The following is a 16,589-nucleotide window of genomic DNA, read 5'->3' as shown; positions in this document are numbered from 1 at the left end:
GGCACCACCGCATGGACAAGGACACCATCCTCCGGCTCGTCGCCGAGGTCCCCGACCACGACGGCTTCCCGCTCGTCGACGACCTGCACGCACGGTTCGACGCGCTCGCCGCAGCGCACCCCGACCGGGTCACCGTGACCCGGATCGGGACCAGCCGGCTCGGGGAACCCCTCAACGCGTACCGCGTCGGGGCGGGGTCGCACGCGGCCGTGATCGTCGGGGGCGTGCACCCCAACGAACCGATCGGCTCGTGGACCGCGCTCCACCTCGCCACCACGATCGCCGAGGACCCGGAGACCGCGTCGGCACTCGACACGACGTGGCACATCGTGCCGACGATCGACCCGGACGGCATGCGGCTCAACGAGGCGTGGTTCCACGACCCGCACGACCGGGTGTTCTACTCGCGGCACTTCTACCGGCCGGCCCCGGACAGCCAGGTGGAGTGGACGTTCCCGAACAGCTACAAGTCGGTGTACTTCGACCAGGTGCTGCCGGAGACGCTCGCGTTCATGCGGCTCATCGACGACACCGAGCCGGACCTCCTCGTCTCGCTGCACAACGGCGAGATGGGCGGCGTCTACTACTACCTCTCCGAGGACCTGCCGGACGTCATCGACGTCCTGCACGCGGTGCCGGCCGCGCTCGGGCTGCCCCTCGACACCGGGGAGCCGGAGTCGCCGTTCCTCCGCGAACTCGCCCCGGCGGTGTTCGCGATGGACGGGATCGAGGAGGCGTACGACTACCTCGAGGAGCTCGGCGTCGACCCGGGGGAGCACATCCACGGGGCGTCGAGCGCATCGTGGGCGCTCCGGCACGGCGCACTGTGCATGGTCGCGGAGCTGCCGTACTGGAGCCACCCGGACGCCGACGACCAGACCCCGACGGAGGAGTCGTACGCCGACCTGCTCCGCCGGTGCGCCGACGAGCTCGGGGCGTCGGGGACGGAGCTGCAGGAGATCCTCGACACCGCGTCGCCGATGCTGACCATCGAGACGCCGTTCCTCGAGGGCTCTCGCGCCTTCATCCCGATGCTCGTGTCGACGCCGGAGACGGACCACGCCCGGGCCGACCGGGAGCCCGCCGACCGGATGGCCACCGTCGCCGAACGCTTCGGCTGCGAGGACCTCGTCCGCTGCTTCCGGCTCCGCTACGGCGGCATGCTGCTCCGGGCGCTCGAGGCAGAGACGACCGCCGGCACGGCGTCCGCGCCGCTCCGGCGCCTCCGCGACCGGCTGGCCGAGCGGTACGCGCTCTGGCAGGCGGACGCGGTGAGCGACGCCGCACCGATCCCGGTGCGCAAGCTGGTGGGGGTGCAGTACGGGGCGATCCTCGCCTGCGCGAGCCACGTCGCGGAGCCGACCCGCGCCCCCAGTCCGCGTCTGGTCACCACCAACCAGCCGGGAGGCTCGTGATGCGTCCGGCGCTCGCCGTCGGCCGGCGGATCGGCGGCCTGGCGATCGTGTTCCTCGGGGTGACGTTCCTGATCTACGCGATGACCTTCGCGCTGCCGGGCGACCCGATCCGGGCGCTCGGCGGGGACCGGCCGCTCACCGAGTCGGTGGTGCGGGCACTCCGCGCCGAGTACCACCTCGACCAGCCGCTGTGGCTGCAGTACGTGCAGTACCTCGGTGGACTGTTCCGCGGCGACTTCGGCACCGACTTCAACGGCCAGTCCGTCGGCGCGCAGATGGCGTCGCGGTGGCCGGTCACGATCACCCTCGCGCTGACCGCGTGGGCGCTGGAGATCGTCCTCGGCATCGGGTTCGGGGTGCTCTCGGCGCTGAAGCGCGGCACGGTGCTCGACAAGACCGTCCTCGTCGGCACGATCGTCGTCGGAGCGGTCCCGGTGTTCGTCCTCGGCGTCGCCCTCCAGCTCGTGTTCTCCGTCCGGCTGCACTGGTTCCCGGTCGCGGGCGCAACAGCGGGCTGGCCGACCGCGTACGTCCTGCCCGCGTTCGTGATCGCGCTGTTCGGCCTCGCCGCGGTGTCCCGGCTGACCAGGACGTCGATGATCGAGACGCTCGACGCCGACTACGTCCGGACCGCCCGCGCGAAGGGGCTCACCCCCGGCCGGGTCGTCGGCGTGCACGTGATGCGCAACTCGCTCATCCCCACCGCCACCTACCTGGCGACCGACCTCGGGTACCTGATGGGCGGCACCGTCATCATCGAGGGCATCTTCAACCTGCCGGGCGTCGGGAACCTGCTGTTCCAGGGCATCCGGTCGCACGAAGGTGCCGTGGTCGTCGGGATCTCGACCGCCCTCATCCTGGTGTTCCTCGTGACGAGCGTGCTCGTCGACCTGCTGCACGCCGCCCTCGACCCGCGCGTCCGATCGGGAGCCGCCGCATGACCACCTCCGCCATCGGAGCAACCGTCGAACCCGTCATCGCCGCCCGGCGTCGCCCGCTCGCCGCCGCGGCCCGGACGCCCGGCTTCTGGGTGCCGGCAGCGGTGCTCGTCGTGATCCTGGCGATCGCCGCGTTCCCGCAGCTCTTCGCGGGGCTGTTCGGGCACGGCGACCCCCGGGTGTGCGACCTCGGCCGGAGCGGGGACCCCGCGTCCGCCGGGCACCCGTTCGGGTTCGACCTGCAGGGGTGCGACGTGTACGCGAACGTGATCTACGGCACGCGGTCGTCCATCTCGGTCGCGGTGCTGACCACGGTGCTCGCCGGGATGGTCGCGCTCGTGGTCGGGACCGTCGCGGGCATGGTCGGCGGGTGGGTCGACGCGGTGCTCGCCCGCCTCACCGACGTGTTCCTCGGGTTCCCGTTCCTCCTCGGCGCCGTCGTCGTCCTCAACAGCGTCGGCGAGCGCTCGGTGCTGACGGTGTCCCTCGTGCTGGCGCTGTTCGGCTGGCCGACGATGGCGCGGCTCGTGCGCTCGAGCGTCCGGGGCGTCCGGAACGCCGAGTTCGTGCTGGCCGCCCGCACGATGGGGCTCTCCACGTGGCGGATCACGACCAGGTACGTGCTGCCGTCGTCGGTCTCGCCACTGCTCGTCCTCGCCACGATCACCGTCGGTGGTGTGATCGTCTCGGAGTCGTCGCTGACGTACCTCGGCATCGGGCTGGAGAGCCCGGCGATCTCCTGGGGGCTGCAGCTCTCCGCGGCGACGTCGCAGTTCCTGCGTGCACCGCACATGCTCATCGCCCCGGCGACGTTCCTCGCCGTGACCGTCCTCGCGGTGATCGCGCTCGGCGACACCCTGCGCGCCGCACTCGACCCGCGTCGACGCTGACGGCAGTCTTGACCCCTGTGACCCGTTCTCGAAAGGACACCCTGTGACCGACACCGCCGTCGCGCTCGACGCGTACCGGAAGACCCTGCCCTACATCCGTGACTGGGTGGCGTACAAGGTGTGGCAACTGCGGGTGCCCGGCGTGCAGGTCGCGATCGGGTTCCAGGGCGAGGAGCTGTTCTCCGAGGCGTGGGGCTACGCCGACGTCGAGGCCGGCCGCCGCCTGACGACGAACGACCTGTTCCGGATCGCCTCGCACTCGAAGACGTTCACGTCGACCGCGCTGCTGCTCCTCGCCGAGCGTGGGTCCCTGCGCCTCGACGACACCGTGGGCACGTACGTCCCGGCGCTCGTCGACGGCGGGTCCCCGATCGCGGACGCCACCATCCGGGAGCTCATGGAGATGGGTGCCGGTGTGATCCGCGACGGGCACGACGGTGACTACTGGTCCCTGAAGCGGCCGTTCCCGGACGAGTCCGAACTCCTGGCGCTCGTGCTCGACCGCGGGCAGAAGGTCCCCGCCGGGTCCTCGTTCAACTACTCCAACCTCGGGTACTCGCTCCTCGGGCTCGTCATCGCCGCGGTCACCGGACGCACGTACAACGAGTTCGTCCGCGAGGCGATCGTCGAACCCCTCGGCCTCCGGAACACCGGCCCGGACTGGGACCCCTCGCGCGAGGACGACTTCGTCATCGGGTACTCCGGCTTCCACGTCGCGCGCACCCGGCAGCGGATCGCGCACGTCGACACCCGCGCGATGGCCGCGGCGACCGGCTTCCACGGCACCGCGTCCGACCTGGTCCGGTACTTCTCCGCCCACGTCCTCGGACAGGGCGACCTGCTCAGCGACCACTCGAAGCGCCTCGCGCAGCGGAAGTCGTGGAGCGCGACCGAGGAGGACCCGGCAGCCCGCGGCTACGGTGCCGGCTTCATCGTCGACCGCATCGACGGCCGCGAGGTCCGCGGCCACTCGGGCGGCTTCCCCGGGCACATCACCCAGTCCCTGTTCGACCCGGCGTCCTCGCTCGTCGTGTCCGTGATGACGAGTTCGGCGGCCGGCCCCGCGACGCTCCTCGCCACCGGCATCCTGCACCTCCTCGACGCCGCGGCCGACTCCGCGGCGCCGGGGGCGACCGTCGCGGAGGACGCCGTCGCCGCGCGCTACACCGGCCGGTACGCGAACCCGTGGGGCGTCACCGACGTCGCCCGTGTCGGGGACCGTCTCCTCGCGATCGACCCGTCCGGCCCGGACCCGCTGGAGTCCCCGACGCGCCTCGAGCCCGTCGACGCCGACACCCTCCGGATGACGCACGGCAACCGGTTCGGCTCCGTCGACGAGGACATCACGTTCACCCGCGACGCCGAGGGCGCCGTCACCGGCATCCGCGGCAGCGGCGGGATGAGCGAGGAGCCGTGGTCGATCCCGGAGGAGACCCCCGAGGTCGCGGCAGGCCTGGCGTGAGCACCACGCAGGCGGGGGACGCGCGCGACGACCTGCACCTCGAACCGGAGCGCCAGGCGTTCGTCGAGGAGTTCGCGATCATGCTCGCCGACGGTGCGGGCATGCCGTTGACGGACGCTCGGGTGCTCGGCTACCTGATCATGACCCGCGCGCCGTCCTCGTCGTCCGCGGATCTGCAGGCCGCGCTCGGCGCGAGCTCGGGCTCGGTGTCGACGGCGACCAGGCGGCTCGCGGACGCCGGGTTCGTGAAGCGCGTCACGGTGCCGGGGGAGCGGAGCCACTTCTTCCGCGCCGAGACCGACGTGTGGGGCAGCTGGCTGGCCGGGGAGCGGAAGTACCTCGACCGGCAGCGGGACATCATCGCCCGCGGGCTCGCGGTCGTCGAGCAGGACGGCCACACCGGCGACGGCGACGTCGACGCCCCGGTCCGTGAGCGTCTCCGCAACGGCCGCGACTACATGCAGTGGCTCAACGGCCACCACCGGAAGATGCTCGAGGACTGGGAGGCGTTCAAGGCCGCCCGGGACACGGGCGACGACGCACCAGGGACGGACTGACATGACCGAGCCGCGCGAGCACGTCCTCGTGGTCGACCACCTCACCGTGACGTTCGACGTCGAGGGTGAGGTCGTCCGCGCCGTCGACGACGCGTCCTTCACCGTGGGGCGCGGTGAGGTCGTCGCCGTCGTCGGCGAGTCCGGCTCGGGCAAGAGCATGACGGCCATGACGGCGATGGGCATCGCCCCGGAGGGAGCGCGGGCGTCCGGCACGATCCGCCTCGCCGGCGTAGACGTCCTCACCGCGGGGGAGCAGCGTCTCCGCGAGGTCCGCGGCCGCCGCGTCTCGATGATCTTCCAGGACCCGTCCGCGGCCCTCAACCCGGTGTTCACGATCGGCTTCCAGCTCGCCGAGGCCGTCCGGCGCGCCGACGCGTCCCTCGACCGCTCGGCCGTCCGCGAGCGCTCCCTCGACCTCCTCCGCGCGGTCGAGGTCCCCGAGCCCGAACGGCGGCTCGGCCAGTACCCGCACGAGCTCTCCGGCGGGCAGTGCCAGCGCGTGATGATCGCGATGGCGCTCGCCGCGGACCCCGAGCTCCTCATCGCCGACGAGCCGACGACCGCCCTCGACGTCACCGTCCAGGCCGAGGTCCTCGACGTCCTCCGCGCGCTCCGGGAGCGCACCGGCACCGCGATCCTCCTGATCACCCACGACATGGGTGTCGTCGCGGACATCGCGGACCGCGTCGTCGTGATGCGCCGCGGCCAGGTCGTCGAGTCCGGCACCGCGAGCGCCGTCTTCGCGGCCCCGGACGCGGACTACACGCGGGAACTGCTCGCTGCGGTCCCACGCATGACCCCGCACGGGTCGGAGGACCGGCTCGCCCCCGCGACGCCGCGCCCGTCGACGGTCCTCGACGTCCAGGGCCTCGTGGTCGAGTACGGCGGTGCGTTGCGTCGCCGGTTCCGCGCGGTCGACGACGTGTCGTTCACGGTCGGACGCGGCGAGATCGTCGGCCTCGTGGGGGAGTCCGGCAGCGGCAAGACGACCATCGGGCGGGCAGCCGTCGGCCTCGCCCCGATCACCGCGGGCACGATCGCCGTCGACGGCACGGACGTGTCCGGCGCGAGCCGTGCCGACCGCCGCACGATGCGCCGCCGCGTCGGGGTCGTCTTCCAGAACCCGCTCCGTTCCCTCAACCCGCGCTACACGGTGGGGCAGACGGTGGCCGAGCCGCTCCGCCAGATCCTCCGGCTCTCCGCCGCGGAGACGGGCGAACGCGTCGAGCGGTTGCTCGCCGACGTCGGCCTCGACGGCGGGTACCGGGAGCGCTTCCCGCACGAACTCTCCGGAGGCCAACGCCAACGCGTCGCCATCGCCCGCGCCGTGGCACTCGACCCGGCGCTCCTCATCGCGGACGAGCCGACGAGCGCCCTCGACGTGTCGGTCCAGGCCCGCGTGCTCGACGTGTTCCGCGAGCTCCAGGAGCGCCTCGGGTTCGCGTGCCTCTTCGTCACCCACGACCTCGCCGTCGTGGACACCCTCTGTGACCGCGTCGTCGTCCTGCACCAGGGCCGCGTCGCCGAGCAGGGCACGTGCGACGCGATCCTCCGCGCCCCGCAGGACCCGTACACCCGCCGACTCATCCAGGCGGCCCCGGTCCCCGACCCCGAGGAGCAGGCGACCCGCCGCGCCGCGCGCCTCGCGACACGCGCCGCCTGACCCGTCCCGCCGTCCCGCCGCCTGACCCGTCCCGCCGTCTGACCCGTCCCGCCGTCCCGCCGTCTGACCCGTCCCGCCGTCCCGCCGCCTCCGGACTCCGTCCCGCCGTTCACAACCGGATCCCGCCCCCCACACAGCCGCCCACCAGCCAACCCCCCGTTCACCGGCGCCACGCTGACCGGGCTCGCCCCCAACGCCGGTCCGCGGCGAGGACGTTTTCGTTTTCCAATTTGGCCGATCCGGTTCACGAACCCCGGGGTTCGTGGACCGGATCGGTCAATCGAGAATCCGAAAACGTGTCTCCGTGCCCCGCAGGCGCGGCAGGGACGACTCGACGCGATCGAGCGTCCGACGCATCGCCCGGACGGAGGGGAACCCGGAGCCGGCCGCCACCTCGGTCGGATCGGCGCCGGCCAGCAGGTCCCGGCGGACGGGCAGGGTGCGGAACCACCGCGAGAACTCGTCGGGACCGAGTCCGGTCTCGGTGCGGAAGCGGCGCCGGAGCGTGCGTTCCGAGGTGTTCGCGAGGGCCGCGAGCTCGGGGACCGTCGGGGGTGGCCCGGGGTCGGCGATCGCGTTGATGCAGCGGGTCAGGCTGTTGTCGCGGAGCACGGGCGGCCGCCAGGTGCTGAGCGCCGTCGTCACGACCATCTCGGCCAGCGCGTCCTGGGGTGGGCCGGGCCACCGCTGCCCGACGAGGGAGCCGAGGTGCCGGAGGGTCAGGACGACGTCGGAGCCGGTGTCCCAGCCGTTGTCCTGCGGCTGCATCGTGGTGAGCAGCTCCGGGAGGCAGAGCACCTCGGGCATCAGCGGGCCGAACGCGACCTCGCCGTGGTGCACCCCGACCGCCGGGAACAGTGGGTCGTCGACACGGGGCGGCGGGTTCCGCGCACTGCGGGTGCCGACCCAGATCGGTGCGCAGCCGGCGAGGATCGCGACGCCGCCGGGTTCGAGGACCTCGTCGACGTCGCCGCGTCCCACCCAGACGCGCTCGATCTCCGTGGCGATCCACGTGTGGTGGACCCGGCCCGTCGGGAAGTCGTGGGTCCAGGCGGAGGCGAGGTCGGCCTCCAGTCCGGCGCCGTAGGTGACCCGCATGCCGACCGCACCGGAGGTCGGCCTCCAGTCCGGCGCCGTAGGTGACCCGCATGCCGACCGCACCGTACATCGCGCGGAGCGCGTCACCCACCGGCCACCGTCAGCGCACGTCGGCGGTGGACCAGAGGTACCGCGCGCCCGCGCGGACCGGACGGAGCAGTGGTCCGACGAAGAGCAGCGCCGCGGCCACGAACGCGGCGAACTGGCCGATCGCGGGGATGGCGAAGAGCACGGTGAGCATGCTCTGCGGGGTCCCGGGCAGGGTGCCCAGCCAGATCGCGAGGCCGCCGAACAGCCAGACGAACGCGCCGACCGCGATGACCCAGCCCGCGACTCGCGAGGCGCCGGTGCCGCGGCGGAGCACCATGACGCCGAAGGTGATGAGCAGGGCTTCCGAGGTGATGAGCAGGATCGTCGTGATCGGGAACGAGAGCGGACCGAGCGGTGCCCAGGACAGCGCGGAGCAGAGCGCGGACAGTGCGAACCCGAGCGAGGTGCGGTCACCGCGGCGCCATGCGGACACGGCCACCACGACCGCCGCCAGCCCGCCCACGACGGCGGCTCCGACGAGGACCGGTTGTCCCGGATCCCACTGCGTCAGCACCACCTGTCCGGCGACCGGGCCGAGCGCTGGTGCCAGCGCGGCGACCACCGCGGCGAGTGCGATCCATCGATCCCTGACAGCAGCGTCCATGGGTTCAGGGTAGGGGTAACCCCACCCCCGATCCGGGAGCGGGCAGTATTGGGGAGAAGTCCCGTGTTCACGAGGCTTGAGTCATGACCGACACCGACCGTCTCGACCAGGCACCCACCGTGCCGCTGGACGACGCAGTACCGCCAGGAGCCACGACGCCCATGCCCGCGCAGCCGCCGACCCCGACCGCGGGCGAGTTCTACCGCGACGCGTGGAAGCGCCTGCCGCGGGACTTCGGGTACATGGCGCTGACGGCGGTGCTCCTCTGCACGCTGTACTTCGCGTTCCCGGCCGCGGTGCTCGGCGGTGGGTTCCGCGACCTGTTCAACCCGTTCGTCCTGCTGATGTTCTTCATCGCGCTGTTCGTCGCTCGGTGGCTCGGCCAGTTCGAGCGGCTCCGCATCTCGTGGGCCGACCCGCGGCCGATCCGCCCCGTCGACTGGACGCCGCGCTGGCAGCAGAACTGGTGGGCGCGCACCGGCTCGGCCGTGGCGAACCCGCACTACTGGCTGTACCTGCTGCACGCAGCCGTGGTCTACCCGCTCGCCGCGCTCGTCACGGTCGGGGCCGGCGCGGTCCTCATCGCCGGGTTCTTCGGGCCGATCGTCGCCGGGTTCACCGCGCTCCGCTGGGGCTGGCAGATCAACGAGTGGCTGATGCTCAACAGCATCGACTCGAACTGGGCGTGGATCCTCGGGGCGCTCGCCTGCGCAGTGAGCATGGCGGCCTCGGTCGTGCTGTTCCCGCTCTGGGCGCGCGGCTCGGTGATCGCGCACTACTGGATCGACTTCGGGCTGCTCGGTGGGTTCCGCGCCGAGGTGCTCGAGCAGCGCGTGGCGGGGCTGCAGGCCTCCCGTGCCGGGGCGGTCACGGCCGAGGGGCAGGCGCTCCGACAGATCGAACGCGACCTGCACGACGGTCCGCAGCAGCGCCTCGTCCGGCTCCGGATGGACCTGTCGGCGGCCGAGCGAGCGTTCGAGAAGGACCCGGCGGCGGCGAAGCAGCTCATCGGGGAAGCGTCCGAGCACGCGAAGGACGCCCTCGACGAACTCCGTGCCCTGTCCCGCGGTTTCGCGCCGCCGATCCTGCTCGACCGGGGACTCGTCGCCGCGCTCGAGGCCCTCGTCGCCCGCACGCCGATCCCGGTCGGGCTGGAGATCCGCCTGCCGGACGGCCTCGAACTCGCCACCGAGATCCAGCGCAACGTGTACTTCACGGTCTCCGAGCTCCTCACGAACACCACGAAGCACGCCGGCGCCCGGGCCGCGGGGGTCTACCTCGGGCTCGTCGTGGACGCCTCCTCGGTCTGGTACCTCACCGTGAGCGTCACCGACGACGGCATCGGGGGTGCCAGCGTGCAGGAGGGCCACGGGATCGAGGGGCTGATGGGCAGGATGCGGGCGCTCGACGGAGAGCTCACGGTGTCGAGCCCGACGGGAGGCCCGACCGAAGCGACCGCTCGGATCCCGCTCGGCGCCCTCAACGGGGTCCCGACGACTCGATGATGTCAATGTTCCGTATGTGAAATACGAGTGCTACGTTCTTCTCGTACGGCCGTGCACCTGACAGTGATCCTTCGAGAAGAGAGAACACGAACATGCAGAAGAAGCTCGCAACCGCCGCGGCGACCGCAGTCGCCGCCGCGACCATCATCGGTGGCATCGGGTTCGGGACGGTGGCCGCGAACGCGGCACCCGTCACCACCGCCGCCTCCGCCAGCTCGACCGCGGCGCAGTCGCCACTCACGGTGAACGTCGACTCGGTCGACACGGAAGCGCGCACCGCGGTGCTCTCCGGGACGGCCACCCCCGGTGCCGCCATCGACCTCACCATCGCGGAGACCGGTGCCGGGTCCGTCGTCTTCGCCGATGCCGACGGCAACTGGTCCGGCACCGTCAAGGACCTGCCGTCCGCGATCAGCAAGGTGCACGTGACGCAGTTCATGGACGGCATCGACTCCGAGACGGTCGACGTCTGGGTGATGCTGCCCGACGTGTGAGCCCCCCGCCCGCACTAGTCTTGTGGGCATGAGCGACGGCCCGGATGCAGCACGCATCCGGGCCGTCGTCGTCGACGACGCGGTCCTGCTCCGCGAAGGGCTCGCCCGCGTCCTGCGCGAAGCCGGGATCGAGGTGGTCGGGCAGCACGCCGACGCCGTCTCGTTCCTGGCGACCCTGCCCGCGGGGGCGCCTGACGTCGTCATCATGGACGTCCGGATGCCGCCGACCTTCACCGACGAAGGCGTCCGCGCCGCCGTCGAGACCCGCCGACTCGCACCGGGCACCGGCGTGCTCCTGCTCTCGCAGTACGTCGAGGCGACCTACGCCGAGGACCTCCTCGCGTCCGGGTCCTCCGGTGTCGGGTACCTCCTCAAGGACCGCGTGACCCGGCTCGAGGAGATCGACGAGGCCGTCCGCCGCGTCGCCTCGGGCGGGACCGTGCTCGACCCCGAGGTCGTGACGCAGCTGATGAGCCGCCGCCGCGACCCGCTCGCGGCGCTGACACCCCGCGAGCGTGAGGTCCTCGGGCTGATGGCCGAGGGCCGGACGAACGCGGCGATCGCCCGCGCGCTCGTGATCGGTACCGGCGCCGTCGAGAAGCACGTCTCGAGCATCTTCGCCAAGCTCGCGCTCGAGGACACCGGCGAGGACCACCGCCGCGTGCTCGCCGTCCTCGCGTACCTCGGATGACGCGTGTCCCCGCGCCGCTCCTGGCGCTCGCCGCGATCGTCTCCGTGCAGCTCGGCGCCGCGATCGCGAAGACCCGCTTCGACGAGGTCGGCTCCGTCGGGGCCGCGACGCTCCGGCTCGTGATCGGCGCGCTCGTGCTGGCGCTGGTGGTCCGTCCTCGTGTCCGCCACTGGCACCGTGCGCAGTGGTCCGGCGCGATCGGACTGGGGCTCGCGCTCGGCGGGATGAACGTCTTCATCTACCTGGCCTTCGCGTCGATCCCGATCGGTGTCGCCGTGACGATCGAGTTCCTCGGGCCGCTCGCCCTCTCCCTCGTGCACACGCGGCGGTGGCGCGACGCGCTCTGGGCGGTACTCGCGCTGGCCGGCGTCGTGCTGCTCGGGATCGGCCCGTCCGCGGTGACCGAACTCGGCGGCGTCGCGTTCGCCGTGGCGGCCGCCGTGTGCTGGGCCGGCTACATCGTGATGAACCGCCACGTCGGTGCGATCATCCCGGGCGTCGACGGGCTCGCGGTGTCGATGCTCGTGGCGATGCTGGTCTCGCTGCCGTTCGGGCTGCGCACCGCGGTCGCCGGGGTCGTGGTGGACCCGACGCTGTTGATCGTGTTCGGCGCCGTCGCCGTGCTCTCGAGCGTGCTGCCGTATGCCCTCGAGATGCTCGCGCTCCGCCGGATGCCGACGCGGGTGTTCGGCGTGCTGCAGAGTCTCGGCCCGGCCGTCGCTGCACTCGCCGGACTCCTGGTCCTGCACGAGGCGCTGTCGCTCGTCGAGGTGGTGGCGCTCGCGTGCGTGACCGCCGCGAGCGTCGGGGTGACGGTCTACTCCTCGCGGAGGAAGTCCGCGTAGGTGGGTTCGTGCTGGTCGCCCGACAGCAGTGACGGGTCGTTCACACGTCGATCGACGTAGGCGGCGATGACCTCTGGCGGGGTGAGCACGTGTGCCACCCAGGACGGCACGTCATGGGCTTTCATGGTGCCTCCTTCCGGTTGTGACACTCGCGGACGGATGTCTTGATTGTCGAGTTTCTTCGTGGACCGGGACTCATTGAACGATCTCGTGCCGGTCGTCGAGAGTCAATCGGATGCGTCATCTGGACTGCCCCGTGCGGTCCCGGTCCGCTCGTTCCGCGCGCAGGACCCGGTGCTTGACGGCCGATCGCCACACCCACGCCTCGGCCTGCTGCCCGAACTGCGCCCACTCGACGAGCACCGCGTCGCGCGTCCAGCTCTTCGCGAAGGCCTTCACCCGCACGTGGAAGGTCGGGAACTGGATCCATGCCCAGACGGCCATCGGGGTGACCGCGTGGCAGACGTCCGGGCCGCGGGCGTCCTCGGACAGTGAGTAGGCGCGCGGACGTTCGACCTCCGGGTGTTCCGGGGGCTGCCACCGGTTCTCGCGACGCCGTCCCACGAGACGTATTCGAACGTGTGTTCGAATGGTTCGTCAAGTCCGCCGGGCGGCTGCGCCGGTCGCGTCGGCGCGGGTCCGCGTGTCGTGCGACCCGGCCTGGAGGCTCGGGTCGGCTCCGCCCGCTGCCGTACGGTGACGGGATGGATGCGGTGGCGTGGGCGCGGTCGGTCCTCGCGGACCGGGGTACGGACGTCCTCGTGGTCGAGGAGGTCCGACGACGCGCGTGGAGCACGATCTGGCGCGTGTCCACCGCGGACGGCGACCTCTTCCTGAAGACCGCGCCGGACGGGGTCGCGGCCGAGCCGGCGCTGCTCGACGTCCTCGCACTCCACGGCGTCCCGCACGTGCAGCGTCCGGTCGCGGCGGCGGGGCGGCACGTGCTCCTGCCCGACGGCGGACCGATCGTCCGGCTCGCCGAGGACCGCGACACCGTGTGGCTCGACGTGATGCGCCACTACGCCGAGGTCCAGTGGGCGACCGAGCCCGCCGCGGCCGCGGACCTCGTGGTGGCCGGCGTCCCGGACCTCCGGCTGCCGGTGCTGCCCGGCGTCGCCGCCGAACTCGTGGCGCGCTGGGCGCCGGAGCACCGGGGGATCGTGCCGCTGCTCACCGACGCGGCCGTCGAGCTCGACGAGCTCATGCCGATGACGACGCTCGAGCACGGCGACCTGCACGTGGGCAACGCGTTCGTGCGCGGAGCCGTCCCGTTCGACTGGGGCGACGCCTGCGTGTCGCACCCGTTCCTCAGCCTGCTCGTCGCGGGGCGTGACGGTGCGCCTGGTGGGGTCGAGGCGTACCTCGAGACGTTCTTCGGCGAACCGGGCGCGGCGGACGACCCGGACGTGCAGCACATCGTGGGGCTCGCGACGACGCTCGGCGTCGTGTCCCGGGTGCTGAGCTGGCAGCGGGCGATCGACGCGTCGGGCGACGGGATGCCCGAGAGCTACCGGAGCGCTCCGCGGGAGTGGCTCGAGACCCTCGTGGAGGGGATGACGGGAATCGAGGATCGACGCAGCGCCGGTCTGGAATCGTGGAGGGGATGACGGGAATCGAACCCGCGTAGCCAGTTTGGAAGACTGGGGCTCTACCATTGAGCTACATCCCCGCGCCTGCGCTCGAGGCGCAGCCCCACCACTGTAGCGGACGAACGACATGCAAGCGGACGGACCAGCCCTCGTGATCCTGCCGCCACCGGACGAGTCGTCGCAGCGCACGATCAAGCGCTCACGGGTCCTCTCGTACGTGCTCGTCGCCCTCGCCGCGGTCGTCTTCTCCCTGCGTCCGGACCTGTTCGGGGACCCGCAGGCACAGCCGTGGCACGCGCTCCTGCACGTGTGGCGGATCGTCCTCGGCATCGTGCTGGCGCTCGCCGCACTCGGTGTCCAGGTCCTCGTCGGGGTGCAGTGGCGCCGCGGCTTGCGACAGACCGGTGAAGCTCCCGGGAACCGGACACCCGCGGACCGCTAGACTCATCGGCGTCGCATGCGCCCCACCGGTGTGCGCGAGCACCCTGGCCCATGCAAACGGGGCGTAGCTCAGCTTGGTAGAGCGCCCGCTTTGGGAGCGGGAGGTCGCAGGTTCAACTCCTGTCGCCCCGACCAGGACCCACACCACCGCCAACCATCAGGAGAATCCCCCTTGGCCAACAGCACCGTCGACAAGGTGAGCGAGACCCGCGTCAAGCTCACGGTGAACGTGACGCCGGAAGAGCTCAAGCCGAGCATCGACCACGCGTACAAGCACATCGCAGAGCAGATCAACATCCCCGGCTTCCGCAAGGGCAAGGTCCCGCCGGCGATCGTCGACCAGCGTGTCGGCCGCGGCGAGGTCCTGAACCACGCCGTCGGTGACGCCATCGACACCTTCTACCGCCAGGCGGTCGAAGAGCAGGAGCTGCGCATCCTCGGCCGTGCCGAGGCCGACGTCTCCGAGCTGCCGAACGTCAACGACTTCACTGGCGACCTCGTCCTCACCTTCGAGGTGGACGTGCGTCCCGAGTTCGACCTCCCCGACTACAGCTCCTACGAGCTGACCGTCGACGCGGTCGAGGTCTCCGACGAGGAGATCGAGGAGGAGCTGCAGAACCTGCGCACCCGCTTCGGCACGCTCGTCACGGTCGACCGCCCGGCGACGAAGGGCGACTTCGCCCAGATCGACCTCACCGCCACCATCGGTGACGACGAGGTCGACTCCGCCACGGGTGTCTCCTACGAGCTCGGCTCGGGCGACCTGCTCGAGGGCATCGACGAGGCGCTCGAGTCCCTCACCGCCGGCGAGTCCACCACCTTCGAGTCCAAGCTCGTCGGTGGCGACCGCGAAGGCGAGACCGCTCAGATCGCCGTGACCGTCACCGCCGTCAAGGAGCGCGAGCTCCCCGAGGCCGACGACGAGTTCGCGCAGATCGCCAGCCAGTTCGACACCATCGACGAGCTCAAGGCGGACCTGAAGGAGCAGATCGCGAAGTCCAAGACCTTCGGTCAGGGCGCCGCTGCTCGCGACAAGCTCGTCGAGAAGCTCCTCGAGGACGTGGACATCCCGATCTCGGAGAAGCTCATCGAGGACGAGGTGCACCGTCACCTCGAGCAGGAGAACCGCCTCGAGGACGACGAGCACCGCGCCGAGGTCGCCGAGTCCAGCGAGAAGGCCTTCCGCTCGCAGATCCTCCTCGACTCCATCGCCGAGAAGGAGTCGATCCAGGTCTCGCAGGAAGAGCTCACGCAGTACCTGATCCAGGCTGCCGCGCAGTACGGCATGGAGCCGGGCGAGTTCATCAAGGTCATCGACCAGAACGGGCAGATCCCCGGCATGGTCGGCGAGGTCGCCCGCTCGAAGGCCGTCGCCACGGTCCTCGCGCAGGTCACGGTGAAGGACTCCAACGGCGAGCCGGTCGACCTGTCCGCGTTCACCGCGGGTGTCGCCCAGCCGGCCACGGTCGACGCGGAGTAGTCCGGCAGTCGACGCGAGCAGCGTCTCGGACGGGAGGCACGGTGCCAGTCGGCACCGTGCCTCCCGTCCGTTTCTGCCTCGTTCACCGCGACCCGCATTGCCGACAGCGAACAGGCGCGAACTGCTGCGTTGCAACCGATAAGTTCGACATCAAGCGACAACTGAACGGGAGCTTTTCCATGGCCGAAGCAACACTGAACCCCAGTGTTTTTGACCGCCTTCTGAGAGACCGGATCGTGTGGCTCGGCTCCGAGGTCCGCGACGACAACTCGAACGAGATCGCAGCCAAGCTGCTGCTGCTCGCCGCCGAGGACCCTGAGAAGGACATCTACCTCTACATCAACTCGCCCGGTGGCTCGATCACCGCGGGCATGGCGATCTACGACACGATGCAGTTCGTGCCGAACGACATCGTCACCGTGGGCATCGGCCTCGCCGCCTCGATGGGGCAGTTCCTGCTCTCGTCGGGCACGCCCGGCAAGCGCTACATCACCCCGAACGCCCGTGTGCTCCTGCACCAGCCGTCCGGTGGCTTCGGCGGGACCGCCGCGGACATCCAGACGCAGGCGAAGGTCATCCTCGACATGAAGCAGCGCATGGCCGAGCTGACCGCCGAGCAGACCGGCAAGTCGATCGAGCAGGTCCTCAAGGACAACGACCGCGACAACTGGTTCACGGCGCAGGAAGCCCTGGACTACGGCTTCGTCGACCACCTCCGTGCGTCGTCGGCCGAGGTCATCGGTGGTGGCGGGACCGTCAACGACGGCGAGACCCCCACGCCTGCCGCCGACCCCGACGCCCAGTCCTGATCCCCACCGAAGAAAAGG

At 71.4% G+C, this 16,589-nt stretch carries 18 protein-coding genes and 2 tRNA genes; 15 read left to right on the top strand and 5 right to left on the bottom strand.

Annotation, left to right across the window (positions count from 1 at the left end):
• The first annotated feature begins 11 nt into the window (after positions 1-11).
• Genes EDF55_RS05675 through EDF55_RS05650 form a run of 6 tightly spaced genes read left to right on the top strand, consistent with a single transcriptional unit; the run spans position 12 to position 6,925 of the window.
• A complete protein-coding gene (locus EDF55_RS05675) occupies positions 12-1,415 on the top strand; it encodes a M14 family zinc carboxypeptidase (RefSeq protein WP_123653987.1) in 1,404 nt (467 codons plus the stop codon).
• Positions 1,415-2,356 (top strand): ABC transporter permease, encoded by a 942-nt coding sequence (locus tag EDF55_RS05670; protein WP_123653986.1) that lies wholly within the window; start codon positions 1,415-1,417, stop codon positions 2,354-2,356. Before EDF55_RS05675 ends, EDF55_RS05670 begins: the two co-directional genes overlap by 1 nt.
• Complete coding sequence (locus EDF55_RS05665; RefSeq protein WP_123653985.1) at positions 2,353-3,243, top strand: ABC transporter permease; 891 nt, start codon at positions 2,353-2,355, stop codon at positions 3,241-3,243. The genes EDF55_RS05670 and EDF55_RS05665 overlap by 4 nt, the downstream gene beginning before the upstream one ends.
• Positions 3,244-3,286: 43 nt before the next feature.
• Complete coding sequence (locus EDF55_RS05660; protein WP_260235836.1) at positions 3,287-4,705, top strand: serine hydrolase; 1,419 nt, start codon at positions 3,287-3,289, stop codon at positions 4,703-4,705.
• Positions 4,702-5,262 (top strand): GbsR/MarR family transcriptional regulator, encoded by a 561-nt coding sequence (locus EDF55_RS05655; protein WP_243698287.1) that lies wholly within the window; start codon positions 4,702-4,704, stop codon positions 5,260-5,262. Before EDF55_RS05660 ends, EDF55_RS05655 begins: the two co-directional genes overlap by 4 nt.
• A 1-nt stretch (position 5,263) precedes the next feature.
• Positions 5,264-6,925, top strand: coding sequence for an ABC transporter ATP-binding protein (locus tag EDF55_RS05650; RefSeq protein ID WP_123653983.1), 1,662 nt, complete (start codon positions 5,264-5,266; stop codon positions 6,923-6,925).
• Between the two features lie 276 nt (positions 6,926-7,201).
• Here the strand turns inward: EDF55_RS05650 and EDF55_RS05645 are convergent, their stop codons facing one another.
• Together EDF55_RS05645 and EDF55_RS05640 are read right to left on the bottom strand one after the other, a co-directional pair.
• Positions 7,202-8,023 carry a helix-turn-helix domain-containing protein gene (locus tag EDF55_RS05645; protein ID WP_123653982.1) on the bottom strand — a complete coding sequence of 274 codons (822 nt, stop codon included), beginning with the start codon at positions 8,021-8,023 and terminating at the stop codon, positions 7,202-7,204.
• A gap of 100 nt (positions 8,024-8,123) precedes the next feature.
• Positions 8,124-8,717: a hypothetical protein gene (locus EDF55_RS05640; RefSeq protein ID WP_123653981.1), complete on the bottom strand. Its 594-nt coding sequence runs from the start codon at positions 8,715-8,717 to the stop codon at positions 8,124-8,126.
• An 83-nt stretch (positions 8,718-8,800) separates the two neighbouring features.
• On the opposite strand from EDF55_RS05640, the gene EDF55_RS05635 reads away from it, so the two are divergent.
• The 4 genes from EDF55_RS05635 (at position 8,801) to EDF55_RS05620 (ending at position 12,252) form a co-directional block, all read left to right on the top strand.
• Positions 8,801-10,222 carry a sensor histidine kinase gene (locus tag EDF55_RS05635; protein WP_123653980.1) on the top strand — a complete coding sequence of 474 codons (1,422 nt, stop codon included), beginning with the start codon at positions 8,801-8,803 and terminating at the stop codon, positions 10,220-10,222.
• 92 nt (positions 10,223-10,314) lie between these two features.
• Positions 10,315-10,716, top strand: coding sequence for a hypothetical protein (locus EDF55_RS05630; protein ID WP_123653979.1), 402 nt, complete (start codon positions 10,315-10,317; stop codon positions 10,714-10,716).
• A 28-nt stretch (positions 10,717-10,744) separates the two neighbouring features.
• Positions 10,745-11,407 carry a response regulator transcription factor gene (locus tag EDF55_RS05625; RefSeq protein ID WP_123653978.1) on the top strand — a complete coding sequence of 221 codons (663 nt, stop codon included), beginning with the start codon at positions 10,745-10,747 and terminating at the stop codon, positions 11,405-11,407.
• Entirely contained in the window at positions 11,404-12,252 is an 849-nt protein-coding gene (locus EDF55_RS05620; RefSeq protein WP_123653977.1) for a DMT family transporter, read from the top strand. Before EDF55_RS05625 ends, EDF55_RS05620 begins: the two co-directional genes overlap by 4 nt.
• Here EDF55_RS05620 and EDF55_RS18705 read toward each other — a convergent pair.
• Both EDF55_RS18705 and EDF55_RS05615 read right to left on the bottom strand, forming a co-directional pair.
• Positions 12,225-12,377, bottom strand: a complete 153-nt coding sequence (locus EDF55_RS18705; protein WP_165931436.1) for a hypothetical protein — start codon at positions 12,375-12,377, stop codon at positions 12,225-12,227. The two genes, EDF55_RS05620 and EDF55_RS18705, sit on opposite strands and share 28 nt — an antisense overlap.
• A gap of 115 nt (positions 12,378-12,492) precedes the next feature.
• Positions 12,493-12,816 (bottom strand): hypothetical protein, encoded by a 324-nt coding sequence (locus EDF55_RS05615; RefSeq protein WP_123653976.1) that lies wholly within the window; start codon positions 12,814-12,816, stop codon positions 12,493-12,495.
• Positions 12,817-12,956: 140 nt separating this feature from the next.
• Here EDF55_RS05615 and EDF55_RS05610 point away from each other — a divergent pair, with 140 nt between their 5' ends.
• Complete coding sequence (locus EDF55_RS05610) at positions 12,957-13,859, top strand: phosphotransferase (protein WP_123653975.1); 903 nt, start codon at positions 12,957-12,959, stop codon at positions 13,857-13,859.
• Here the strand turns inward: EDF55_RS05610 and EDF55_RS05605 are convergent.
• Positions 13,848-13,921 (bottom strand) — tRNA-Gly (locus tag EDF55_RS05605). The genes EDF55_RS05610 and EDF55_RS05605 overlap by 12 nt on opposite strands.
• Before the next feature lie 47 nt (positions 13,922-13,968).
• Between EDF55_RS05605 and EDF55_RS05600 the strand changes: the two genes are divergently transcribed.
• The 4 genes from EDF55_RS05600 (at position 13,969) to EDF55_RS05585 (ending at position 16,571) form a co-directional block, all read left to right on the top strand.
• A complete protein-coding gene (locus EDF55_RS05600; RefSeq protein ID WP_123653974.1) occupies positions 13,969-14,283 on the top strand; it encodes a hypothetical protein in 315 nt (104 codons plus the stop codon).
• A gap of 57 nt (positions 14,284-14,340) precedes the next feature.
• Positions 14,341-14,417 (top strand) — tRNA-Pro (locus EDF55_RS05595).
• 37 nt (positions 14,418-14,454) lie between these two features.
• Positions 14,455-15,762, top strand: a complete 1,308-nt coding sequence (gene tig, locus EDF55_RS05590) for a trigger factor (protein WP_165931435.1) — start codon at positions 14,455-14,457, stop codon at positions 15,760-15,762.
• Between the two features lie 179 nt (positions 15,763-15,941).
• Complete coding sequence (locus EDF55_RS05585) at positions 15,942-16,571, top strand: ATP-dependent Clp protease proteolytic subunit (protein ID WP_123653973.1); 630 nt, start codon at positions 15,942-15,944, stop codon at positions 16,569-16,571.
• Positions 16,572-16,589 lie beyond the last annotated feature (18 nt).

The organism is Curtobacterium sp. ZW137, from assembly GCF_003762905.1.
GTDB lineage: Bacteria > Actinomycetota > Actinomycetes > Actinomycetales > Microbacteriaceae > Curtobacterium.
The sequence above is the reverse complement of the archived record's forward strand: the minus strand, read 5'-3'. Positions and strand labels throughout refer to the sequence as shown.